Origin of the sequence: Algibacter luteus (assembly GCF_030344935.1) — a bacterium.
GTDB classification, from domain to species: domain Bacteria; phylum Bacteroidota; class Bacteroidia; order Flavobacteriales; family Flavobacteriaceae; genus Arenitalea; species Arenitalea lutea.
This window is the reverse complement of the sequence record NZ_CP128313.1, coordinates 1,178,901-1,203,478: the sequence shown is the minus strand read 5'-3', so window position 1 is coordinate 1,203,478 and position 24,578 is coordinate 1,178,901. Positions and strand designations below refer to the sequence as shown.

The 24,578-nt window shown below is 34.3% G+C and carries 16 protein-coding genes; 5 read left to right on the top strand and 11 right to left on the bottom strand.

Going from position 1 to position 24,578, the window contains the following annotated elements:
- Positions 1-100 precede the first annotated feature (100 nt).
- The 5 genes from O5O44_RS05070 to O5O44_RS05050 are packed head-to-tail and all read left to right on the top strand — an operon-like array spanning position 101 to position 5,480.
- A complete protein-coding gene (locus tag O5O44_RS05070) occupies positions 101-1,150 on the top strand; it encodes a tartrate dehydrogenase (RefSeq protein ID WP_289195998.1) in 1,050 nt (349 codons plus the stop codon).
- Positions 1,151-1,156: 6 nt separating this feature from the next.
- Positions 1,157-1,792, top strand: a complete 636-nt coding sequence (locus tag O5O44_RS05065; protein WP_289195997.1) for a cyclase family protein — start codon at positions 1,157-1,159, stop codon at positions 1,790-1,792.
- On the top strand, positions 1,792-3,192 hold the full coding sequence (locus tag O5O44_RS05060; protein ID WP_289195996.1) for a four-carbon acid sugar kinase family protein: 1,401 nt from the start codon (positions 1,792-1,794) through the stop codon (positions 3,190-3,192). Before O5O44_RS05065 ends, O5O44_RS05060 begins: the two co-directional genes overlap by 1 nt.
- 1 nt (position 3,193) lies before the next feature.
- On the top strand, positions 3,194-4,465 hold the full coding sequence (locus O5O44_RS05055) for an MFS transporter (RefSeq protein WP_289195995.1): 1,272 nt from the start codon (positions 3,194-3,196) through the stop codon (positions 4,463-4,465).
- Positions 4,455-5,480 carry a Gfo/Idh/MocA family protein gene (locus O5O44_RS05050; protein WP_289195994.1) on the top strand — a complete coding sequence of 342 codons (1,026 nt, stop codon included), beginning with the start codon at positions 4,455-4,457 and terminating at the stop codon, positions 5,478-5,480. Before O5O44_RS05055 ends, O5O44_RS05050 begins: the two co-directional genes overlap by 11 nt.
- 96 nt (positions 5,481-5,576) lie before the next feature.
- Here the strand turns inward: O5O44_RS05050 and O5O44_RS05045 are convergent, their stop codons facing one another.
- From O5O44_RS05045 to O5O44_RS04995, 11 genes are all read right to left on the bottom strand, one after another.
- A complete protein-coding gene (locus tag O5O44_RS05045) occupies positions 5,577-7,988 on the bottom strand; it encodes a T9SS type A sorting domain-containing protein (protein ID WP_289195993.1) in 2,412 nt (803 codons plus the stop codon).
- Between the two features lie 221 nt (positions 7,989-8,209).
- Positions 8,210-8,917, bottom strand: coding sequence for a fibronectin type III domain-containing protein (locus tag O5O44_RS05040; protein WP_289195992.1), 708 nt, complete (start codon positions 8,915-8,917; stop codon positions 8,210-8,212).
- A gap of 1 nt (position 8,918) precedes the next feature.
- Complete coding sequence (locus O5O44_RS05035; protein ID WP_289195991.1) at positions 8,919-11,108, bottom strand: T9SS type A sorting domain-containing protein; 2,190 nt, start codon at positions 11,106-11,108, stop codon at positions 8,919-8,921.
- Positions 11,109-11,222: 114 nt separating this feature from the next.
- On the bottom strand, positions 11,223-12,191 hold the full coding sequence (locus O5O44_RS05030; RefSeq protein WP_289195990.1) for an alpha/beta hydrolase: 969 nt from the start codon (positions 12,189-12,191) through the stop codon (positions 11,223-11,225).
- A gap of 89 nt (positions 12,192-12,280) precedes the next feature.
- Positions 12,281-12,595 (bottom strand): L-rhamnose mutarotase, encoded by a 315-nt coding sequence (gene rhaM, locus O5O44_RS05025; RefSeq protein ID WP_019386966.1) that lies wholly within the window; start codon positions 12,593-12,595, stop codon positions 12,281-12,283.
- 11 nt (positions 12,596-12,606) lie between these two features.
- Positions 12,607-14,808 carry a glycoside hydrolase family 3 N-terminal domain-containing protein gene (locus O5O44_RS05020; RefSeq protein ID WP_289195989.1) on the bottom strand — a complete coding sequence of 734 codons (2,202 nt, stop codon included), beginning with the start codon at positions 14,806-14,808 and terminating at the stop codon, positions 12,607-12,609.
- Between the two features lie 166 nt (positions 14,809-14,974).
- Positions 14,975-15,868, bottom strand: a complete 894-nt coding sequence (locus O5O44_RS05015; protein WP_289195988.1) for a T9SS type A sorting domain-containing protein — start codon at positions 15,866-15,868, stop codon at positions 14,975-14,977.
- A 163-nt stretch (positions 15,869-16,031) separates the two neighbouring features.
- A complete protein-coding gene (locus tag O5O44_RS05010) occupies positions 16,032-18,203 on the bottom strand; it encodes a beta-xylosidase (RefSeq protein WP_289195987.1) in 2,172 nt (723 codons plus the stop codon).
- A 22-nt stretch (positions 18,204-18,225) separates the two neighbouring features.
- Positions 18,226-19,623, bottom strand: coding sequence for a cellulase family glycosylhydrolase (locus O5O44_RS05005; protein ID WP_289195986.1), 1,398 nt, complete (start codon positions 19,621-19,623; stop codon positions 18,226-18,228).
- Positions 19,624-19,833: 210 nt separating this feature from the next.
- Positions 19,834-21,414, bottom strand: a complete 1,581-nt coding sequence (locus O5O44_RS05000; RefSeq protein WP_289195985.1) for a RagB/SusD family nutrient uptake outer membrane protein — start codon at positions 21,412-21,414, stop codon at positions 19,834-19,836.
- 10 nt (positions 21,415-21,424) lie between these two features.
- Positions 21,425-24,466, bottom strand: coding sequence for a SusC/RagA family TonB-linked outer membrane protein (locus O5O44_RS04995; protein WP_289195984.1), 3,042 nt, complete (start codon positions 24,464-24,466; stop codon positions 21,425-21,427).
- Positions 24,467-24,578 lie beyond the last annotated feature (112 nt).

Genomic DNA, 24,578 nt, shown 5'->3' with positions numbered 1-24,578 from the left:
AAAATTTAACAAATTATCCTATATTTGCTACAATTATTATCATATAATTACACTATGCAATTTATTGCACAATAAGATTAAACTTAGAAATATTATTAAAATGAGTAAAAATTACAACATCGCAGTTGTACCTGGAGATGGTATTGGAAATGAAATTGTACCGGAAGGCTATAGAGTATTAGAAGCTGTTGCTAAAAAACATAACTTTAGTTTAAGTTCTAAAAATTTTGATTGGGGCGCAGGATATTATTTAAAAAATGGTGAATTTCTACCAAAAGATGGATTGGAAACCCTTAAAAAATTTGATGCCATTTATTTTGGCTCTGTTGGACTGCCTGCTGTTGACGATACATTACCGGCTAAAGATTATACATTCAAAGTACGTGCTAACTTCAATCAATATGTAAACCACAGACCTGTTAGAACATATCCTGGTGTAACACGACCACTTAGAAGTGAAAAACACATTGATTTTGTTATTGTTAGAGAAAATGTAGAAGGTGAGTTTGTACAAATGGGAGGTCAGTTTTTACCTGATTCTGCAGACGGTATGGGTATTGACACTAGCGTTTTTACAAGAAAAGGCATTGAACGTGTTGCACATTATGCATTTAAACTAGCTAGAAAAAGACGAAACAAAGTAACACATATTACTAAATCTAACACCTTAATAAATAGCTTAAGCTATTGGGATCGTGTCATAACAGAAGTCGCAGAGCAATATCCAGATGTAGCACATGACCAAATGTATATTGATAACTGCACTGCCAATTTTGTTTTAAAACCAGAAATTTTTGATGTGGTTTTAACAACCAATCTATTTGGAGATATTTTAAGTGATTTGGGTGGCGCTATTATGGGCAGCTTAGGCCTAGGAGGAAGTGGAAATATTAATCCAGAAAAGGAATTCCCATCTATGTTTGAACCTATACATGGTTCTGCACCAGACATTGCTGGTAATAATATTGCAAATCCTTATGGCCAAATTTGGTCTGCGGCAATTATGTTAGAGCATTTAGGTGAAATTGAAGCAGCAAATAATATTATGGACGCTATTGATAAAAGCACACAACAAGGGGTGCTTACTAAAGATTTAGGCGGTAATGCAGGCACAAAAGAAGTGGCTGATGCCGTAATAAAAAATCTATAAAATAAGATGCATCGAATTGTAGATCTTACATTAACATATAACGATAATTTTACTGGATTTTCAAAATCAACCAGTAAAACGATTGATAGCGACGGGTGGAATGCGAGTACTTTAACTTTTTACTCGCATTGTGGCACCCATATGGATGCACCCATCCATTTTAATGTAAGTAAGCAAACTATAGATACCATGCCAGTATCAGATTTTATTGGACGCGCATGGGTTATAGATATTCGTCAAATTGGTGCAAAAACTTTAATCAATCCAGAACATATCCCACAAGATATTCAAGAACAATTTATCGCTGGTGACAGTCTGGTTTTTTGGACGGATTGGTCAAAATTTGTAAATACTCCAAAATACAGAGATGAATTACCAAGAATAAGCGAATCGCTAGCGCATTGGTGTTTAGATAATAAGGTGAAAATGCTTGGAGTTGAACCACCTTCAGTTGCTGATGTTAATAATTTAGCTGAAGTCACTAAAATTCATCAAATATTATTAAAAGGGGTTGTTATTATTGAAGGACTTACAAACTTAGAAAATTTACAATCTAATTGCGTTGAACTCATTGCACTACCGTTAAAAATTGAAAAAGGAGATGGTTCTCCTGCACGCGTTATAGCCATTGAAAAATATTAATGAATATTTCTTTAAAAGATATATCAAAACAATTACCAAAAGAAGACACTTCTAATTATAGAAGCTTGAATAAACAATTGTTTGATACATCAAAAAGAACATGTGTGGTAATAGATGACGATCCAACAGGGAATCAAACGGTTTATGATATTCCGCTTTTAACAGAATGGGATCTAGAAACGCTCATAATCGAATTTAAGAAAGAAACCCCCACATTCTTTTTACTAACAAATTCTAGAAGTTTATCACAAGAAAAGTCTTCCGACATTTATGACGAAATCACAAAAAATCTTTTAAAAGCATCCGAGGTAACACATCGAAAATTTACAATTATAAGTCGCAGTGATTCTACACTAAGAGGTCATTTTTCTGAAATAGAGATTATCAAACAGTCTGAATATTTCAAAAATGCTATTACTTTTTTTATTCCAGTTATGTTTGAAGGCGGAAGGGTTACTATAAATGATATACATTACATTTCAGAAAGCGAGCAATTAATTCCTGTAAATAAAACACCGTTTTCTCAAGACCATACTTTTGCGTATAATCATGCTAATTTAAAATCTTACATCGAAGAAAAAACTAACGGGCGCATCAAAAATAATGATGTTGTTTCATTAGATATTGAATCTATTCGTTTGTTGGATGTTAATATTTTAAGTTCAAAAATAAGCGCTATTGAATCTGGAAAATATTGTATTGTAAACGCCCTAAATTATAATGATTTAGACAAAGTGGCCCTAGCATTATTACTTGCTGAAAACTCAAAAAAACAGATTTTATATCGCACGTCGAGTTCGTTCGTTCCTTCATACATTGGCTTAACACCAAAACCACTATTATCTGCTGAAGCAATAATTGATAACAATATCAATACTGGTGGTTTAATAATTATCGGGTCTTATGTGCAAAAATCTTCTGCACAATTAAAATATGTATTAGATAATGCTAATCAAATAGAAGTTATTGAAATAAACGTTGAAACAATATTAAGTAACACCTCAAACACGTATTTAGAATCTCTTATTTCTAAAATTGATAAAACCATTAAAACTGGTAAAGATGTTGTTGTTTATACCAGTAGAAAAATAATTACTGGCAAAGACACAAATACCACTATAAATATAGCATCAAAAGTATCTCAAGCTTTAGTGCATATTGTAAATGGCATTACTGTTCGCCCAAAATACCTATTAGCCAAAGGAGGCATAACTTCTCATGATTTAGCTACAAAAGGGTTAAATATGAAACGCTCTAAAGTTTTAGGGCAAATACTTCCAGGTATTCCTATCTGGGAAATGGCAGAAGAAACAAAGTTTCCAAAACTATTATATATTGTTTTTCCAGGAAACGTTGGCGACGAAAAATCACTTTCTAAAATAATACAAACACTATCTTGATATGAGCATAAAGACACGTATACCAACAAAAAGATACGGATTCTTTTTAGGATCTTTTTTGATAACTTTATTGTTATACATAGACAGAGTTTGTATTTCTTCTGCGAAAGATTCTATTAGCGGCGATTTAAACTTAAACGACATAGAAATGGGTTGGGTACTCAGTGCATTTGCCTTGGGTTATGCCTTATTTCAAGTACCTGGTGGTGCACTTGGAGATAAATATGGTGTTAGAAAAGTATTGACATCTATCATGGTAATATGGTCAATTTTTACTGCAATTACAGGATTAGCATGGAATTATATATCTATGCTTTTAGCTCGCTTCATTTTTGGAGCAGGAGAAGCTGGAGCTTTTCCGAACATTTCAAGAGCAGCTTACTCGTGGGTGCCGTTAAAAGAACGCGGTATTTTTCAAGGCATCAACTTTTCTGGATCAAGATTAGGCGCTGCTTTTGCACTTCCTCTTGTAGCGTATTTGATTGATGCTTGGGGCTGGCGCAGTATTTTTTATTTTTTCGGTGCATTAGGTATTTTATGTGCGGTATTGTTCTATTTTCTTTTTAGGAATAAACCAGAAGAACATCCAAGCATTTCTGAAGTCGAAAAAGAATTTATAGTTAAAAACCGTCAACAAGAAAAAGAAACGCAGAATGAAAGCTTGCCACTCGGTCGAATTTTTGGCTCTAAAAATGTAATTTTAGCTATGATTCAATATATCGGGAGTAACTTTATTTTCTTTTTTACGCTTACTTGGTTGTTCCCATATATAAAAGCTAAATACGATTTAAATTTAGTCACTACTGGATTCTATGCGATGATGCCTCTATTAGCTGGCGCTGTAGGCAATTGGGTATCAGGATTCACCGTTGATGCCATATACAAAACTGGAAAATGGAAAGCATCTAGGCAGATTCCAGCAATAATAGGCTTTTGTTTGGTAGTTACAGGTATTCTTTCTAGCTTGTATATGGATACGCCATTAGGGGCCGTTTTATGTTTATCTGTTGCTATATTTGGAGCAGATATGACCCTAAGCCCTTCTTGGTCATTTTGTATGGATATAGGTAAAGAGCATTCTGGAAAAGTATCTGGTATGATGAATATGGCAGGAAATCTGGGAGCTTTCACCACAGCTCTGGCATTTCCATATTTACAATCATGGACGGGCTCAAACGATCCGTTCTTTTTCGTAGCTGCAATATTAGGAGTAGTTGCAATAATTTGTTGGATATTTATGGATTCTACTAAACCAATACTTGATGAAAACTAAATTAAAAGGTGTTGCTATTGGCGCAGGGTATTTTAGTAAGTTTCAATATGAAGCTTGGACACGTATACCAGAAGTTGAAATAACAGCACTATGTAATTCGAATATAGAACGTGCTAAAAGTATCATGGAACCTTACGGCGTAAAAAATCATTACACCGATTACAAGGAAATGATTATTAAAGAAAAACCAGATTTTGTTGATATAATTACACCTCCAGAAACGCACTTTGAAATTTGTAAATTCGCTGCAGACAACGGTGTACATATTATTTGCCAAAAACCTTTGGCTCCTACTTTTGAAGAATCTAAAAAAATAGTTGAATACGTTTCTAAAAAAAATGTGCGCTTTGTAGTTCATGAAAATTTCAGGTTTCAGCCTTGGCATCGTGAAATAAAAAAAATCATCAACGAAGGTACGATAGGTGATTTGTTCAGTTTAAATTTCAGAAGCCGCATGGGTGATGGATGGGGTGAAGACGCTTATTTATCAAGACAACCTTATTTTCGAGATTATAAAAAACTACTTATTTACGAAACAGGTGTTCATTTTATTGATACCTTCAGATATCATGCTGGTGAAATAAAAAGTGTTTATGCCATTCTTAAAAGACTAAATCCTGTTATTAAAGGCGAAGATTCAGGGTTGATGATTCTTAATTTTGAAAACGATTCGCACGCCATTTGGGATGCCAATCGTTACAACGAAAACAATTTCAAAAAACAGCGCTATACCTTTGGAGAATATTCAATTGACGGCTCAAAAGGCTCTATACGACTATATTCTGATGGGAATATAACCGTTCAAAAATTGGGTGGCAAGGAAGAAAGTCACAACTACACACATAACGATGTTGGTTTCGCTGGAGATTGTTGTTATATTTTCCAAAGGGATTTTATTGATACATTATTATCAAAAAATACGTTTGAAACAAGTGGCGAAAATTATCTGAAAACCTTGAAAGCCCAAGAAGCAGTATATAAATCGGCTGAAAAAAACACACCTATTTATTTATAAAAAACGCTTGTTGTATAAACTGCGATAATGAGTTAATATAAATTAAAAAAGTCAGCAAAATATAAATTTTGCTGGCTTTTTTAATGAAATCTACACCTATTTTATTATCAATTTTCCATGATAGAATCTTTGATTATCATCTTGCACTTTTATTAAATAAAGCCCAGGTTTAAATCGTCCGTTATTTTCAATATCGATTCTATTGGTGCTCATTGTATTTTGATATATTATTTTACCAAGCATATCATTTATTATAATAGTTCCTCTATTCCCACCATTAAGTAATACGGTAAAACTATTGGTTGCTGGATTAGGAAAAATCTTTGCAGAAAATGGATTAGTATCTACCTCATTAACACTTAAAGTAGTAGATTCAACAATCCATTTTGATCGATCGTCTGTGTTTCCAATGTGCTCAATAATCCCGTTCACATTATGATAGATATAATTTGAACCGTTTCGCGTCTGGAATTGATAGGTACCATCACCGCTATTATAAATGACTGTAAACTGTTTATCTGTATCTTCTCTAGGTGCTCCAAATCCAGTATTAATAATGTCATTTGGCGGGTTGCCAGCAGCTCTTAGGATACCTCTGTCCGATCTTTTACTTTCTATATTATAATAATTCCCAGCCTTAACAAACTCCCACTCTTTATCACCAGAAACCACATTATTATCATTATCGCTTTCAACAACATCAGCACCTACAGAATGAAGATATTTACCCGTTACAAAATTCTTTATGGCGTAGACATCACCCGTCAAATCTGTAGGATCAAACACTTGAATGTTCACAGTAATTACCGAAGAAGACACGGTTTCGTTACTTGCATTATAAGCTATTGCTTGTAATGAATAAGTTCCTTCTGTACTTGGTGACCAACTTACCGAATAAGGTTCGGTTGCATCATCAGCAAAAAATACTCCATTAACCCAAAATTCAACTTTTGAAATACTTCCATTTTCATCAACGGCATCTGCAGATATTTGTACAGTTTCTCCAATATTAAAGGTTTCACCATCGGACGGAGATGTTAGGTACACTCTAAAAGGCTCATCTGTTATATCTAAATCAATAATTTGCAAATAAAGAGGTTGTGCATTTCCTGATTTATTCTCCATTAAATAGTAATAGAGTTTTCCGTTATTAATATGCACTCTACCATGATCAAAAGTTTTTCCAGAAGTAGCTTGATAAACAGTGGTGAAATTATTTGTACCACCTTCTGTCTTTTGAATAAACACCCTATTATTTTTTAAACCTATAATAAAAACACTGTCTCCCGATGTATAGATAGAAGTGCCACCTGCAAAATCTTCTGTAGTTATAAAATCTGTTGCACCCGCTGGTTTGTAGGTATGTAGATATTTGGTAACGTTGTATTGATTATCCTTTACCTTGCTGATGATATGCACATCACCGTTATCAGTAACCGTCCAATCAAAATCTGCAACAATATGAACTTGGTCTATTTGAGTTGTTTGTACATAATCACCAGGTTCCATCACTTTTATAAAATCGGCATCATATAAGGGTAAATTAAAGCTTTGACCTTGGTGGTTTTTCCATCCAGATGCGCCGCTTTGATCATCAGAATAGGCATAATATACTCCATTTTGATATTGGTACTTATCTACCTTATTTTCTCTTCGCTGAAAACCAATTCTAATTTTTCCGTCTACATATTTCATATTCCCATAAAGCCCCCAGTTATAATCTACTCCTGGTTGGTTTTTGGCATTTAAAACATTGAAATGTGTAAAATTAGACCAAGTAGAAGTATTGGCGTCGTATTTCGAAAATTTGTATGCCCCATTATTGTTTCCACCTTCACGCATGTACATAAATACATCACCTGCATCATTTAAGAAAAACTGCGGATAAGTAAGCGCAGAAAAATTACTGTATTCTTCATTAGGGTAGCCAGGTCTTCCACTATTTAAGGATAAATGTTTATAAACGCCGGGGCTAGATGGTTTTTCCACAAACTTATCTAAAGTAAATTCAGCATCAGAAACCGATGCTACACCTGCTATCGAGTAGGAATACCTAAAATAATCATCACTCAAACTACCATCAGAAGGCCTTGAGTTACTATACGCGTGCATATCATAAAGTAGATGAATGCTACCATCAATTGGACTTACCGCAACAGCAATGGTGTTATGCGATTCTCCAATCCACCATTTATTTTGATAGCCAGTATGCCTATGAGGAAACTCAATAGTTGCCATGGTGCCTGTAAGCGTATTGTAACGTGTTAACATCACATGGCGATCTGCTTTTGGTCCACGATACCATGTCATGAAAACATAGTCTCCATAGGTTTTTATACAATCGCCATGAGCCGAAATACTACGCCCAAAAAAATAATCATAAGGCGCATTATCTCCTGTATTTGACGCTCCACTAGTAACTTTACTCCCATCAAAATGCAAACCTAAGTCGGTAATTTTAATTTCGTTTTCTAATACGACTTGAGAATTTAAAATAAAGGAAAACATGAATAAAACACATAATAGAACACAATTATGATATCTCATTTTGTGAGAGCAACTTTTTTTCATAGCGTTTTTGTACTAATCTATTTATATATTAGTCCCTAAAAATACGTTCATTTTATTTATAAACTATCCTGCGCTATACTGCAGAAAATATTCAAATAAAAACTCGATTAAAGCAATTAAGACTCTTTGTGAAAAAATATTAAGTAAAAACTAACACTCTACTTTGTAGTGAAACTCCAAACTTGCCCAATACTTACACCTCCTTTATCATCTCTCACGACCACTTTAAAGTAATACGTAGATGCTGCACTTAAACCTGTAGCATTATAATTGGTCTCAGATTGGTTTTCAGAAACTTTTGTTGAGGGATCTGAGTTAGTATCCAAATAAACATCATAAGTTAAAGGATCTCCATCAGCATCTGATGCTGACCAAATTAAAGTCGTACTCGTTCCGTCTACTTCTGAGTTTAATGCAGGCGCAACTAGACTTGGTGCAAATGGCACATGATTACTAACTCCATCTCCTTCTGTTAAAAATTGCATCGCTGGAGAGTATGCGCTTGCTGCGGACTTATTATCGGTTGCCTTTATTCGCCAGTAGAAGGCTTTTCCTTTTTCCAAACTAATCAATTTGGATAACGAAGCACTAGTTTCTATCTTTGATATTGGAGAAAAACTATTATTCTCTGAAATTTCTACAGTATATGTTATTCTATTTTCCTCGGCGTCTGTAGACGCATCCCACACAAAAACAATATTGTTATTAATACAAATCGCATTGTTTAATGGATAAACTTGGATTGGTACTGTCGGTGCAGTATTTTCTTCTGGCATTTGCGTCTCGTCTGAATCATCTCCACCGCCGCTGCAAGACATCATAATCAATCCTACAGCTACAATTAAATATAAGTATGTCTTTTTCATTTTATTTCTTTATCACTTTAACAAATACTGGTTGCTCAGCATTAACTTTTACAAAATAAATACCATTTGGCTTATCCTCTAAATTCAATTGCACTTTACCAGCGTTTACTGTATAGGTTTTAGAAACAATTAATTGAGATTGCATGTTGTATACTTCTAAATCTATTGTTTTTATGTCATTTGGAATATACATCTCAAATAATCCGTTTGTAGGGTTTGGATACGCCTTGAGTTCTTGAAGTAAGTTAACTGTTTTTACCATCTCACCTTGACAGGCTTCCTTACTTTTTATTTGAATATTATCACCATGATTTACATCTACAGAAAAGTTTAATTGATACGTTTCAAATAATTTTTGCCCATTTTTTATAACAGTAAAAGGTGCTTTCCCTGTTTGCACAGAAACTGTTGCTGATTTTTTACTAATACTAATTTTACCTGTTAAGCCTTCTGCTGCTGCTATGGTTACCTCATAGCAATGACTAAAATCTTTCCCAACAACATCTATACACAAATCATAAGTTCCGGGACTTAAACCTTCAATAGTTTTATCTTTTGTAAAATCGTAGCTAACACCATCTATAATGGCTACGTAATCATGCACTGCATTACCGCTAATTATTAACTTGCCATTGTCCGTACCTGAACAGGTCTCACCTTTGGTCTGAATAGTAAAATTATTAGGACCCAATGGATCTATAGGCACGATATCTAAATCAATAATTTGTAGATACAATGGTTGTTGATCTCCAGATTGTCTTTCCATCAAATAATAATACAATTTTCCATCGCTAATTGTAACAACACCATGTCGAAAACGTTTTCCTGAAGTTGCTTCATAAACTTTAACGAAGTTATTTGTACCCCCCTCAGATTTCTCCACAAAAATTTGTCCAGACGAATTTAATCCAATTATAAAAATATCGTTTCCTGATGTGTATAATGTAGAAGCTCCAGAAAAATCTGTGCTTGTTATGAAATCTGATGCCCCATTTGGTTTGTATGTGTGTACATGCTTGGTAACATTATTTTCGTCATCTCTTACCCGTCCTATAATATGAACATCTCCTTTTTGCGTAACAGTCCAATCGAAACCACCAACCATATATACCATATTTTTTTGTGTGGTTTCTACCAAATCTCCAGGTTCATATACCAAAAGATCATCAGCATCCCTCAACGGTATGGTGATATCTTCTCCTTTATGATTTTTCCATTGGGATGCTCCCGATTGATCATCAGAATAACCGTAATAAAATCCGTTTTGATATAGATATTTATCTTCTTGATTATTTAATCTTCTTTGAAAACCTATGCCAATTTTACCATTCAAGTATTTTAAACTCCCATACATACCCCAGTTGTATTCTTGACCAAAGTTTGAGGCATTAGGTTGTGCGAACTGAATAAAATCTGACCATGTTGAACTTGATGCATCATATTTTGCAAAATGATAGCCTCCATTTGGGCTTGACCCCTTTCGCATTGAGAAAAATAAATCTCCTAAATCATTCAAAAAAAACTGTGGGTATGTAAATCCTGAAAAGACCGCATGATTATCTACTCCATTTAAGCTTAAATGTGTATAATCTCCATCCACATCATTTTCTTCCACGAATAAACTTAATACAAATTCATCATCCGAAACCTCAGCAGCGTTTTTTACAGAATAAGCATATCTAAAATAATCTTCACTCAAACTTCCATCAGCAGGTCTAGTTCTTGAATAGGCATGCATATCAAAAAGTAAATGAATTGTACCATCTAAAGGACTAACACCTACAGCTATAGTGTTATGTGATTCTCCAATCCACCATATATTTCTAAACCCTGTATGTCTGTGTGGAAATTCAATTGTCTTTTTGGTACCCGTTATTGTATTATAGCGCGTTAACATCATGTTACGATTATTTTTCCCTCCTTTATACCACGTTACAAAAACGTAGTTTTTATAGGTAGTAATACAATCCCCATGTGCTGAAATTTGAGGACCAAAAGCATAATCATACCCTGTTGAAGAATTTGCTGCATCTTCACCAACTTTTTTGCCATCAAAATGCAAACCTAAGTCGGTAATTTTAATTTCATTTTCTAATACGACTTGAGCAAAACTAGTCTGTACAAAGCATATTGCGATTAATACACAGATGTTTTTTATTAAAATCCGTGAGATCTCTCTCTTTCTTTTCATGCTGTTTTTTTTATTCAAATTTGAAAATTTAAATAAAATTAGCAAATAAATCATTTGGTGGCATCCTGTCCTATCCTGAATTCTAACCTTCTTCAGTTAAAAATATTTTAGCACTTAATTTTCCAATAATCCTAAATCTGTTGTGAGCCAAATTTTTAGTTCTTTGGTCCAATCAATCCCCGTTCTATTGAAATTAAACCCAAAACCATGTCCTCCTTTTTCTAAGGCAGTATACTTGTATTTGATGTTATATTTTTCTAAACTATCACAATAAATTACACTGTTTTGATATACAACAGATTTATCATCCAAAGCATGTATTATATAAGTTGGAGGTGTTGTAATATTTACTTGATTTTCCATTGAATAATAATCGAGTAAAGTTTGGTCATTGAATTTATTCGCCAACAATCTTTTATAGGAACCCTTATGTCGATATGGCAAATTGAATGACATAACAGGATACATCAAAATAGTAGCTGCTATTTTTAAATCATCTTGTTTCACATTAGGAGCAATAATAGAATCTTTTAAATTACTTAAAGAAGCTGCTAGGTGACCTCCTGCCGAAGACCCGATTACAACAATTTTTTCTCTATTAACCGACCAATTTGAAGCGTTCTGATGAACCAATGATAACGCTTTTTGCGCATCACAAAGAGGTACTTGTTCTTGAGAATTAACAATTAATGTGTCGGGAAGTCTATATTTTAAAACTGCCACTACGTTAAATCCCATATCCAAAAAATATTTGGCTTCATTGGCGCCATTATTTTTCCCGATGGTTACATTGGCATATCCTCCCCCTGGACAAAACAACATCGCAGCTCCGTTATTTTTCAAATTTTTGTTTTTATAGACATAAAGCATGGGCTCTGATATTTGCGTATATCGTAAACCTACCTCATCAAGCTTTTCATTTAGTAAAATCTCTTTTTTATTAAAAGGAATTGATTCATTTTGCCAAAGCTTAATGGTTTGTAAGTTATAATCTTGACTAAACAGACTTGACACATTTATAAAAATGCTAAATACTATCAGTTTTAATATTTTTTTACTCATTTTAATTATATTTTCTTTCATGAGATTTCGCATTTTGTTAGCAACTGCCTTATTATTAAAGTTCTGCGTTTTTTGTATAGATAAGGTTTTTTATAAATTATATTTAATAATTACGGCATATAAAACACTTCTTCTAAAGGAATAGAAACAGGTGAATTATCAGGATTAACCTCCATGATGTCTGCCATAAAATCCCACCATTTTTTCACAATATCATTGTTTGATAAATCTTGAGAGCCACCTGCACCTGATACTTTTTGAAACGCAAAAAGAGTACTGGTTTCTTCATCTAAAAATATGGAGTATTCACTTACCCCATTATCTTTTAATAATTTTTTCAACTCGGGCCAAAGCTCATCATGTCGTTTTTTGTACGCTTCTTTTTGACCTTTATTTAATTTCATTTTAAATGCTAATCTTTCCATTTATTATTTATTTAATCAACTCGAACTATTAATTCTTTGTATATACCACCTAAATCTAAACTTCTTTTACTAGGAGAAGCATTACCTATGGAAACTATCGCAGTTCCTTTATGCCGTTTTTCTCTTCCTTCTTGGTCGATATAATTAAAGGCATTTGATTTGAGTTTAAATTCAAAGATTTTTGATTCTTTTGATTTCAGTTGTATGCGCTTGAAATCTTTTAGTGAAGATAAAGGTGCATTGTTATCATTCTCTTTAAGTGAGATATAAAGTTGTAAAACATCTTCTACGTCAAAATCTCCTGTATTTGTGATTTTAATTTTCACTGTTTGTGTTTCTTTCTTCTTTATTTTTTTTGAAGAAATACTTATATCTGACATATCTAATTTAGAATACGTGAGTCCATAACCAAAAGGATACATGGGTTCTTCAATCATGTATTTATATGTTCGCCCTTTCATATTATAATCTTCGTAAGGCGGAAGTTGCTCAATATTTTTTGGAAATGTAATTGGCAATTTCCCAGAAGGTGAAACATCGCCAAATATAACATCTGCAATAGCATTACCGCCTTGTTCTCCTGGGTACCACGCATAAATTACAGCATCTGCTAATTCACTCACTTCAGTTAAATCTAACGGACAACCAGCAAAAACAACAACAATTAAAGGTTTATCATGGTTGCCTCTCATTTTTCTTAAATACGCCATTTGATTTTCAGGCAATTGCATAGTGATATTATCTCCTTTATTTGAAGACCCTATGGCTTCATTTTCTTCCCCTTCCATAACAATGGTAAGACCTAAAGCAATAATTGTAGCATCTGCTTTTCCAGCTAAATGGCTGTAATTATCGCCATCATTACTGTTTGAATGATTGATTAAAGTTCCAGCTCTATATTGAACCCTTGTAATTGGCGAAACTTTGCCTACAACACCTTCAACAAGTGTCACTAAATTATCTCCCAAACCATGATAATTGCCAATAAGTGTACGAACATCTCCTGCCAGCGGACCACTTATATAAAGTTGTTCTAAATCTTTTTTAATAGGAAGTACATTATCATTTTTTAAAAGCACCACCGATTTTTGTGCCACTTCTCTGGTAAGATTAATGTTTTTTGCAGAGTGAATAACATCTAAACTAATATTAGCGTATGGATTTACTTCAGGGCTGTCAAACATTCCCAATTTAAAACGTGTTTTTAATAACGGACGCAAACCATTATTAATATCATCTTCTGTAACCAAACCTTTTTGAAAGGCACTATACAAGGTACTATATGTGTTCCCGCAATTTAAATTTGTACCACTCTTTAACGCTAACGCCGCAGATTCTTCTGGAGTTGTTGTTAATTTATGAAACTTATGAAAATTTCTAATGGCTCCGCAATCGCTTACAACGTGGCCTTTAAAACCCCAATTATCTCTTAAAATGGTTTGCAGTAAAGTTGGACTACCGCAACAAGCTTCGTTATTTGTTCTATTGTAAGCGCACATTACTGCTTCAACACCAGCATCTACGCATGCTTTAAACGCAGGTAAATACGTTTCATTCAAATCTTGAGGATTTACAATGGCGTTGAAACTATGTCGTTGCGCTTCAGGACCGCTATGAACCGCATAATGTTTGGCGCATGCTGCAGTTTTTAAATATTTAGGATGATTACCTTGCATGCCTTTTATAAAAGATGCTCCTATTTGACCTGAAAGAAATGGATCTTCACCATAAGTTTCCTGACCTCTTCCCCATCGAGGGTCTCTAAAGATATTAACATTTGGACTCCAAAAAGACAATCCCATATAACGAATAAAATTGCCGTTATTTTTTACCAAATAATTGTTTACCGCTCTGGCTTCATCGGAAATAGCATTACCTACATCTTGTATTAAATCTTTGTCGAATGTAGAAGCCAACCCTATAGCTTGAGGAAAAATAGTTGCTTTCGGACCTCTTGCAACACCATGTAATGCTTCATTCCACCAGTCATACGATTTTATATCTAATCGATTAACAGCAGAACTTGCATTGAGTAACTGCGATATTTTTTCTTCTAGAGTTAGGCAATTCATTAAGAGTTCAACACGCTCGTCAAAACTTAAATTACTATCCGTCCATGGTTTTAGTTCACAGTTTGATTGCGCTCTCAAACTAAATGAAAAAGCAATGGTTAGCATTAAAAATAGAAAACAGTTTTTTTTGAATGGTTTCATAAAATCACCGATTAATTACATTGATATATTAAAGCGGTTGGTCTGTTATTTAAGCCTATTGCTTTAAACATTTACAGACTAACATTTAATTAAATATAAAAAAAATCATCCTGTCTTTAAACTGAAAGACAGGATGATTTAAAGTTATTTAACAAAGGTTTTAAACTTATTCTTTAATAATTTTTTTGCTATAGCTTCCGTTATCACCTACCATTTTTACAATGTATAAGCCACTTGCAAGCGTACTAACGTCCATATTTAAAGTTGATGCACCATCTACCTTAATTGACATAATTTGTTTACCAAGTAAGCTATAAATGTTCACATCTTTAACATTCGGAGTTAAACCTTTGATAGTTAACTCATCATTTACTGGGTTTGATACAAAAATCGCGCTTGTGTCAAAATCTGCAGTGCTTAATGCACTTATAAGATGGTATTGAAGAACATCAATTCCTCCACCATCAAACAACACATCTTCACCTGCTGCCGTTGGAATTACACCATACCTTGAAGCTCCTGTCGCTCCTTCTGGTTTAACAAATAATGCATTGTTTCCATCTGCTGGGTTAGTTCCATTAGGGTCAGCTAATCCATCTGGACCAACTTTAGCTTTTCTTCTTTGAAACTGGTCAAAACCGTAGTTTGGATCCGCTGTATCACTTATCGGCAGACCTGGTCTAACACTTATTCTAAAATCTTTATCATTTTGATCAAACAGACCTGTTACTGGATCTACGGCTATAGTTGATTGATCTACAATCATGGTAAAGGCTCCAGGACCAGGAGTGATATCTGCTGTAATCTCCACATACCCAGCAGAAGCTGGCATTCTATGGTCTGTTACAGTCCAAAGTTGTGTTGCATCATCGGGTGTTATTTCAGCATCCCACACTAAATCACCAGTAGTGGTAGAAATTGTCAAATAAAGATTCGGAGTTAAACCTGATGTTGAAATTTTATAAACACCAGGCTCAGTCCATAATGCTTGACCTTGCACTTGAATCGCAAACATAGTTAGCAACAAAAATGTTGTAATTTTTAAAGTAGTTTTTTTCATAATTAATTAAATTTTAGTTTTAGTTAATGTATAACTGGATTAATAATGCTACAATTTATATTTTATTAGCTTATTTACTATCCTGTAGTATCCTGTAAAAAATTCGGACAAAAAAAGAAAAGGGAACAAAATGCTCCCTTTTTAAGCTGTTACAAGTTATATGTTAGTTAACGGTTAGCGTTATTTTTTGTAAATCTTTTTCTAAAGATGAACTTCCAATTGAAACTGTAAATGTTCCAGGTTCTACAACTTTTTTCAAGTCTTGATTTAAAACATTAAGCTCATCAAAACCTAATTTGAATGTTACTGTTTTCGTTTCGCCTGGATTTAAAGTGATTCGTTCAAAGCCTTTGAGCAATTTCAGGTATCTTCCTACGGATGCAAAATCGTCGCGCACATACATTTGCACAACTTCATCTCCAACTTTATTTCCAGTATTTGTAACTTCAACTGAAACTGAAGTTGTTCCATTTGTATTCATGACTTCGTTTTCCAATTTTGGTGTACCATATTTAAATGTAGTATAACTTAAACCATAGCCAAACGGAAATAAGGGTGACTTATCACTAAATCTATACTTTCCTTTTCCAGATCCAATAAAGTCAGGACGCTCAAGATAAGTTACAGGCACTTGCCCAACGGAGCGTGGAAAAGACATGGTTAACTTACCTCCTGGATTTACGTCTCCAAAAATGACGTTGGCAACCGCATCTCCTGCCCTCATGCCTCCATACCACGTTTCAAGTACAGATGGTATATTTTCGGCAATGTAGTTTATACTTAATGGACGTCCATTAATTAGAACCACAATTACTGGCTTTCCAGTTTTATGAATGGCCTCTACTAATTCATTTTGAACGCCATATAAATCAAGATCAGAACGATCTCCGCCTTCACCACAGGTTCTATGAGAGCTACCCACCACTAAAACAACAGCATCAGATTTTTTTGCAGCAGAAACAGCCTCAGGAAACCCTTCTTTTGAAAAACTATCAATATCACAACCTTTGGCATAGTTTATTTTTACTTTATCACCTACTTTATTCTTTAAACCATCAAGAACTGAAACATAATATGGAGGTAATCCTGAATAGCCACCCAATAATTTATATGTTCCCTTTTTTGGTCTTTCTTCGTGAGCATTAGGCCCAATTACCGCTAAGGATTTTATTTTTGATAAATCTATGGGTAAGAGATTATTATCATTTTTTAGCATGATAATAGATTTTTCGGCTAACTCCAATGCAAACTCGCGATGTTCATCAGGACCAGCATTTACTGTTTCCTCGTCAATTTCTTTTGGCTCTTCATCAAATAAACCTAATTTATATTTTGCGGTTAAAATACGGGATGTCGCTTTGTCTATATAAGGCATCAATGAAGGATCCTGAGTTACTGTATCCTTCAAAATATTGCTGTGATACGTTGCTAATTCAACATTCTTCCCAATTACCAAGTCCATATCAACCCCCGCTTTTAATCCTAAAATAGCAGCTTTAGTTCTGGTTTCAGGAATGAAATGCATGGTCTCTAATCTTCCTACATCATTATTATCTGAAACAATAAAACCATCAAATCCTAGCTCATCTCTTAAGATATCCTTTAACAACCATGTATTCATATGACATGGCACGCCGTTAAAATCTTGATGCCCTGGCATAACAGAACCTACTTGTGCTTCCTTTACTGCCGCCTCAAACGGAGGCAGGTAAACCTCACGTAAACGACGTTCAGACATGTCGCTAAATCCCCCATTTATACCACGTCGGTTTTCTGGGTATCCAACAAAATGTTTTGCCGTTGCAATCACATGATTTTCATCAAATTGCTCATCGCCTGTACCCTGTAAACCTTGAATAAATGCAACGCCCATTCGAGAAACTAAATAAGGGTCTTCACCATACGATTCTTCAACACGACCGTAGCGCGCATCTCCTGCGTACACATCCAAATTAGGTGAGTAACAATGTGTAACACCCAAAGCACGCGCTTCTAGTGCTGTTTGAGACGCCATTTTTTTAATGAGTTCTGGCTCCCAAGTTGAAGCACAAGCCACCGCTTGTGGATAAACAGTGGTATTACCATAATAGTCAAGCACAAGCCATAATCCATGTAATGCTTCTCCATATTTCATATAAGGAATACCTAGTCTGTCATTAGCAGGAGCATCTTGTGTCATTTCTGCTATTTTTTCGTCTAGCGTCATTTCACTGATAAGTTGCTTTACTTTTTGAGCTATTTCGGAATCCTTTGGATTGACTTCTTTACTATCTTGTTTTGAATTACAACTCAAACAAGTTATTGCAATAAGGGTAATAAATAATACTTTTTTCATGGGTTATTTTATAGTTAGTTTCTTAAAAGTTTCGGATTCCTGGAAGAATTTTTAAATTAACTTCTTCTTGGTTAAAAGGCCATTTTAATATAATTAGTTTTTGACTGTTCTCATCCCAAATAAAATCTGAAGGATTTGATCCTTCTGGTGCTTTATATATTTCTAATCCTACTTTTTTTAAAGGGTTGTAATACATTACAAAATCATCATTTATAATAATTGAAAAACCGTCAGGATAATGCCGGTTGGCACCAATAAAAATTTTGGAAGCACCTTTACTATTATCTGTTTTTATATTTAAATTTAAAGTTCTTGTGGCATGATTGAATAAAAACGATTGAATATCTCCGGCAATAGTTTGCGGAAAAGGACGTGAGATTACATCTGTAATATATTTACGTTCTACAGTTCCGGCATCTGTTTTATCACTAAAGATTGACCATGTTGAAGGCCCACCAGGAAGGAAATTTTGCATGGTTCTATTGCCCAAAAACCAAGCTTTTATGGAGCCAACGCCCATACGATCAAAAACTTCGGCGGTTCGTATATAGAGTTCTCTATATTTTAATTGCCCCAGATTACCTTCTATAATGGTATCTGTAGTTGCAAACGTTGGGAACCCCCATTCACCAATAAGAATTGGGGCCTTTAGCATATCAGATTCTTTATCGAATCTATCCATATTACGTTTTATAAAACTAATATCATTTTGGTATATATGTGGCGCAAAAATGATATTCTTTCGGTTGATAGGAGCCGTTATTTCTGAATATTGATTATTATCTATTTTCTCACCTTTGTTCATAAAGATGGACTGAAACAATATCATTTTGTCAGGATTTATTTTTTGGCTTTCATCAATGATTTTTTGATATAGAGGAATGAGGTATTTATTAGTAAGATCTTCATAAGAAATATCCATAGATAACTTTCTGGGTTCGTTAACTACGTCATAGCCTAAAACATAGGGCTCATTCGCATATCTGTTCCAGATAACTTTCCAAGCATCCATGTAAGTTTGGTATTCATTCTTTTTGTTTTGCCAAAACTCTTCCCAAACAAACTTGTCTACACCGTAAACCGTCATTTTGAAAACTGTTTTGATATCTGAATGTCTACCTAATGCCACAAGAGAGTCTAATTTTTTAAGATAGTTAGGTACAAGTTTACCACCAGGAAAATTACTAAGTTTACCCAGTTCTAAACGAACCACTTGGGTGTTAGCACCCATTCTTACCTGACGTACATAGTCATCACTATTAAAAAAAACTTCACCTTTATGGTCGTTTGTATTTATTACAAACCCTCTGGGTATGATGTGTCTTCCTAACTCATCTCTGAGACCATGTTTAATTTGTGAAAACGAATGCACGGTACTAAAAACAAAAACAAGTAGAATTAATCGAACTTTTACTAACATGATAAAAGATTTTGTATTTAATTAAAATGAGCTATTTCTTAAATCAAAAATAGCATGTTGATATCAGATTTGTATCCTGTACCGTTCTGCAAAAAGGGAAATTTAAATAATAAGTTTATAGACTTAAAAAACGAGTACATCATTTTACAAAAAATAAAAGACCGAAAGCATAAATCTTTCGGTCTTTTAACACTAAAACTAAACTAAATTTTATCTATATCCATTATTTGTTGGGTCTGACTCCAATAACGCTGGGTTATTCTCTAACTCCTGTAAAGGAATAGGTAATTTTACATGCCATGGTCTGATATTTTCGTTTGGTTTCCAAAATCTAAATTCTAAATTTTGAACAACATCAAGTAATATTCCCCATCTGATTAAGTCGTATCGTCTTGTACATTCTCCAGCCAACTCCCACTTACGCTCATCGTAAATAGCCTCTCTAAATTCTTGCTGACTAAGTCCTAAAATGGCTTCAGCTTCAACTTGAGTTGCATAAGCACGCTCTCTAATTGGTCTGATATACTCAAAAGCCGTATTTGGGTTTCCTCCTGGGCGCTCATTTTCACATTCGGCAGCCATTAAATGTACATCAGCTAAACGAAATATCATTCTGTTATCAGAGTGGTTAAAACGTGGAGATCTGTCTAATTCTAAATTCCAGAATTTTGCCATATATGGAAATACTAGATCGAAACCTAAATAGTTGTCTACAATATTTAACTCTCTTCTTAAATCATTCATCGGGAATTTCTCTGCAAAATCCTTCGATGCTATTTGTAATCCTGTACCATTAAAAGCTTCTCCTCTAGCTCTAAGTGCATCTCCTAAAGCACCTCTTTCATCTGTATTAAGAGGCTCATCTCTTAAACGTGGATTAAACATACTTGGTCTCCAGTTACTATTACCTGCAAAAGCGGCGCCAGGAAACGCTGGATCAAATTGCCCAGTAATATCTTTTGCAAAATCTAACGACCAAATAATCTCAGCATTATATTCATTAAACTGATCGAACACTTCATTATAAGTCGGCAATAAACTATGTGGCGATTGGTTTATAATTTCTAAACATTTATCTAAACCTAATTGCCATTGCTGTTGCTTCATATAAATTTTAGCCATTACAATTGCAGCAGCCCATTTAGATGCTCTACCACTTTGATCGCCAGTATAAGCATCTTTTAAATTATCTTGCGCAAACTGTAAATCTTCTAAAACTCCGGCTAAAATAGTAGCTTCAGGTGTTCTTCCTAAAGAACCAATCTCTTCTAAAGTTAACACTTCGGTGTAATAAGGAGCGTCACCCCACAGATTAGTAATATGCCAGTAACATAAACCTCTAATAAATCTAGTGTCAGCAATAATATCTGTTCGCGTTTCTTGAGTTCCTACAGCTTCATTACCTGTTACTCTATCTATAATTACATTGGCGTTTAATATGATTCTGTAAAAATCTTTCCATGTATCAGAAACACTCATTTTTTGAACAGAAACATCTGCTAAAGCTTCATTCATTGAGTAATTCCCCATGGGTTCTACAAAGTTTGCAGCACGGTTAGGCTCAATAATATCACAACCATTATCATAAAAATGATCAAGACCTACTTGCCCATAAATGGAATTGTTCTTTAAAATAGCGTACATCCCTTGCACTGCTTGTCTTGCGTCATTTTCCGAAGCAAAAAAGGTTTCAGGAGAAATAAGCGCTTTTGGGTCTTCTTCTAAAAAGCTTTCACAACTAAAGCATGTGAAAACTATAAAGACGTATAAAATTATATTTTTTGTTTTCATGTCGAATTTTTTAAAAAGTTACGTTTAAACCAAGTGTTAAAACTCTTGGGTTAGGATACTGAGCACTAAGATATCCTTGTGCTATATTGCTACGACCAAAATTACTTGCTTCTGGATCTATCAATCTCGTATTAGAAAATAATAATAAATTCGATCCTGAAAAATAAACCGTAGCATTTTTAATTCCATCTAATCCCATTTGATCAACAGGGAAATTATAAGCTAGTCTTAAAGTTTTAAGACGTATATGCGATCCATCTTCAACATACTCCGAGTTACTCGGTGTATTTGTCACAGAATCTGCACCAGCTCTAGGAATGTCAGAGGTTGGATTATCTACCGTCCAACGGTCACGTAAGTCTCCAAATTTTACAGCCTCCCCGCGATTAAAGTAATTATTTCGCATTGATAAATTATATACTTCGTTACCTGATGTACCTTGAAAATAGAAAGAAAAATCCCAATTCTTGTATGAAAATGAGTTTTCAATACCAAAAATTAAATCAGGGAATGGACTACCCAAAACAACAGCGTCTTCGGTTGAAGCAATACCATCTCCGTTTAGGTCTTCAAAATGAGAACCTCCAACAACCTGAGGGTCTGTTCTACCCGATGCATCAATTTCGGCTTGACTTTTCCAAGTCCCTAAGTATCTAACTCCCGTATAGACAGGTACTGATTCACCCACAATTAATCTTGTATTACCTGAACCAATAATAGGATCTACCACAATATCAATAAAATCTACACCTCCTAGGTCTAAAATTTCATTTTTATTTGATGATAATGTTACTGTAGAATTCCAATTAAAGTTAGATGTGCTAACATTTGTAGAGTTTACAAGTAATTCCCATCCTTTATTTTCTAAAGAACCAATATTTTGTAACTGACTATTAAAACCAGTTTGTCTAGGAATAGTAACGTCTAGTAATAAATCTTCGGTCTTCTTATAGTAATAGTTAAACTCTGTGAAAACTTTCCCTCTGAATAAAGATGCTTCCAAAGCAATATCAAATGAACTTGTAGTTTCCCATTGTAAGTTTGGATTTGATGGCCTACCTAAAGTTAAACCAGGAACTTCTACACCATTAAGTGTTGTATTCGCTTCTGTTAACAAACCAAAAGTACTGTATGGGTCAATGGCTTGATTACCTGATTTACCCCAACTTGCTCTTAATTTTAAATCTTGAAAAATATTTTGATCTTGCATAAAATCTTCTTCAGATATTTTCCAAGCCCCTGCTACTGAAGGGAAAAATGCATATTTATTACCTTCAGCAAAAACAGAACTACCATCCGTTCTTCCTACTAAAGTTAAAAGATATTTATCTTTATACGAATAATTTAAACGTCCGAAAAAAGATGCAATTTGAAACCCAGAAAAGTCACTAGTTACTACTGATCTTGTAGGGTCTGAATTATTTAAATTATTAAATCCTGTAGCGTCACTTGTAATACCAAATGCCTCAGCCATTGCTGACTCTGTTGACACTTTTTGAAAAGACGCACCTGCAAGAGCAGTAATACTATGGTCATCACCAATATCAGACGTAAACTGAATAGTATTTTCATTATTCCACCCATTACTAGCAACAGTACGAACACTAGCACTTCCTTGCCCAGTCTCTCCTACTGAAAGTAAATCTGGCGCCTGACTAGAATTAAATCTGTTTTGTTTGATATTATTAAATTCTGGACTGAATGTAGAACGAATAGTCCATTTTGGCGCAGGACTCCACTCTAAATAAACCGTTGCTAATAAGTTATTAGTAAATGTTTCATTAATATCTAATTCCCTATTAGCCAATGGGTTTGAGAACGGAGACCCCGAAACATCATCAAATCCATTATATGATCCATCGTCATTATAGATAGGTTGTGTTCTAGCTATTCCAAAAGCTGCTTGACTAAAACTAGCTAGCGCATTATCTTGCTCTAATCTAGAGTAGTTTAATCTAAACCCTGTTTTTACCTTATCACTTATTTTAAGGTCTAAATTTGTTCTGAAAATATATTTTTCAAGACCAGAGCTCTTAACTATACCTTCTTGATTAAAATAATTAAATGAGGTATAGTAGTTAACATTATCTGATGCTCCAGAAACAGAAACATCCGCATTATAAATTGGAGCAGGCCCTAAAACTAAATCTACCCAATCATTGTCAGGATACGTAGATGGGTCGTTAGGAAATGGCTCTGCAGCTGATCTAAAACGAGCACTTTCGTTTGTAAATTCTATTTGTTCTCTTTGAGAAAGTCTATCTGGTAATTCCGGTAATATTTGCGAACTTGTATAAAGATTTACACTTATTTCTGGTTTTCCAGCACCTATTCCGGCTCCATTTTTAGTAGTTACTAAAACAACACCATTTGCACCTCTTGAACCATAAATAGCAATTGAAGATGCATCCTTTAAAATCTCAATAGATTTTATATCATTACTATTAATATTATTCAAGTTGAAATTTGTTCCAACCACAATACCATCAACAACCCAAAGCGGTTCGTTACTACCTGTAATGGAGTTACCTCCCCTTACTCTAATAACTGTTCCTGCTCCAGGCGCACCATTTACCTGAGTTACTTGTACACCAGAAGCCCTACCCTGTAGTGCTTGATCTACCCTTGATACTGGAATCGCAGTTAAATCCTCAGAACTTACTGAAGATACCGAACCAGTTAAATCAGACTTTCGTTGTGTACCATAACCAATTACAACAACTTCATCGAGCTCATTAGACTCATCTAGGCTAATATTAATTTGAGTTTGATTCCCTACAGTTACTTCTTTGGTTGCATAACCGATGTAAGAAATAACCAAAACACCCTCTGGTGTTGCCTCAATTGTAAAATTTCCATCAAAATCGGTACTTGCTCCTTTTGTTGTACCTTTTAATAGAACTGTAGCTCCTGGCAGTGGCTGGCCATCTGCCGTTACGGTACCCGAAACCGTTTGTGCATTTGTCATTGCCATTGAAAATAATAGCAACGCTGCACACATCCAGATTTTCTTCAAACCGGAATGGGATTTTTGTGTAGTTTTTGAATTCATAAATATTTAGTTAATTGTTTATTGAAGGCTAAATCTATTACGGAATATTTTGTCAACCATCCTGTACTAACCGTTCTGAACTGTGCTGAATTATAATTTCAAACTATCATAT

What these genes read in the sequence shown, in the direction of transcription:
- O5O44_RS05005 (WP_289195986.1), bottom strand. Translation starts at nt 19,623, where the DNA reads ATGTTAGTAAAAGTTCGATTAATTCTACTTGTTTTTGTTTTTAGTACC.
- O5O44_RS05045 (WP_289195993.1), bottom strand. Translation starts at nt 7,988, where the DNA reads ATGTTTTCCTTTATTTTAAATTCTCAAGTCGTATTAGAAAACGAAATT.
- O5O44_RS05055 (WP_289195995.1), top strand. Translation starts at nt 3,194, where the DNA reads ATGAGCATAAAGACACGTATACCAACAAAAAGATACGGATTCTTTTTA.
- O5O44_RS05020 (WP_289195989.1), bottom strand. Translation starts at nt 14,808, where the DNA reads ATGAAACCATTCAAAAAAAACTGTTTTCTATTTTTAATGCTAACCATT.
- O5O44_RS05015 (WP_289195988.1), bottom strand. Translation starts at nt 15,868, where the DNA reads ATGAAAAAAACTACTTTAAAAATTACAACATTTTTGTTGCTAACTATG.
- O5O44_RS05070 (WP_289195998.1), top strand. Translation starts at nt 101, where the DNA reads ATGAGTAAAAATTACAACATCGCAGTTGTACCTGGAGATGGTATTGGA.
- O5O44_RS04995 (WP_289195984.1), bottom strand. Translation starts at nt 24,466, where the DNA reads ATGAATTCAAAAACTACACAAAAATCCCATTCCGGTTTGAAGAAAATC.
- O5O44_RS05000 (WP_289195985.1), bottom strand. Translation starts at nt 21,414, where the DNA reads ATGAAAACAAAAAATATAATTTTATACGTCTTTATAGTTTTCACATGC.
- O5O44_RS05065 (WP_289195997.1), top strand. Translation starts at nt 1,157, where the DNA reads ATGCATCGAATTGTAGATCTTACATTAACATATAACGATAATTTTACT.
- O5O44_RS05030 (WP_289195990.1), bottom strand. Translation starts at nt 12,191, where the DNA reads ATGAAAGAAAATATAATTAAAATGAGTAAAAAAATATTAAAACTGATA.
- O5O44_RS05060 (WP_289195996.1), top strand. Translation starts at nt 1,792, where the DNA reads ATGAATATTTCTTTAAAAGATATATCAAAACAATTACCAAAAGAAGAC.
- O5O44_RS05035 (WP_289195991.1), bottom strand. Translation starts at nt 11,108, where the DNA reads ATGAAAAGAAAGAGAGAGATCTCACGGATTTTAATAAAAAACATCTGT.
- O5O44_RS05040 (WP_289195992.1), bottom strand. Translation starts at nt 8,917, where the DNA reads ATGAAAAAGACATACTTATATTTAATTGTAGCTGTAGGATTGATTATG.
- O5O44_RS05050 (WP_289195994.1), top strand. Translation starts at nt 4,455, where the DNA reads ATGAAAACTAAATTAAAAGGTGTTGCTATTGGCGCAGGGTATTTTAGT.
- rhaM (WP_019386966.1), bottom strand. Translation starts at nt 12,595, where the DNA reads ATGGAAAGATTAGCATTTAAAATGAAATTAAATAAAGGTCAAAAAGAA.
- O5O44_RS05010 (WP_289195987.1), bottom strand. Translation starts at nt 18,203, where the DNA reads ATGAAAAAAGTATTATTTATTACCCTTATTGCAATAACTTGTTTGAGT.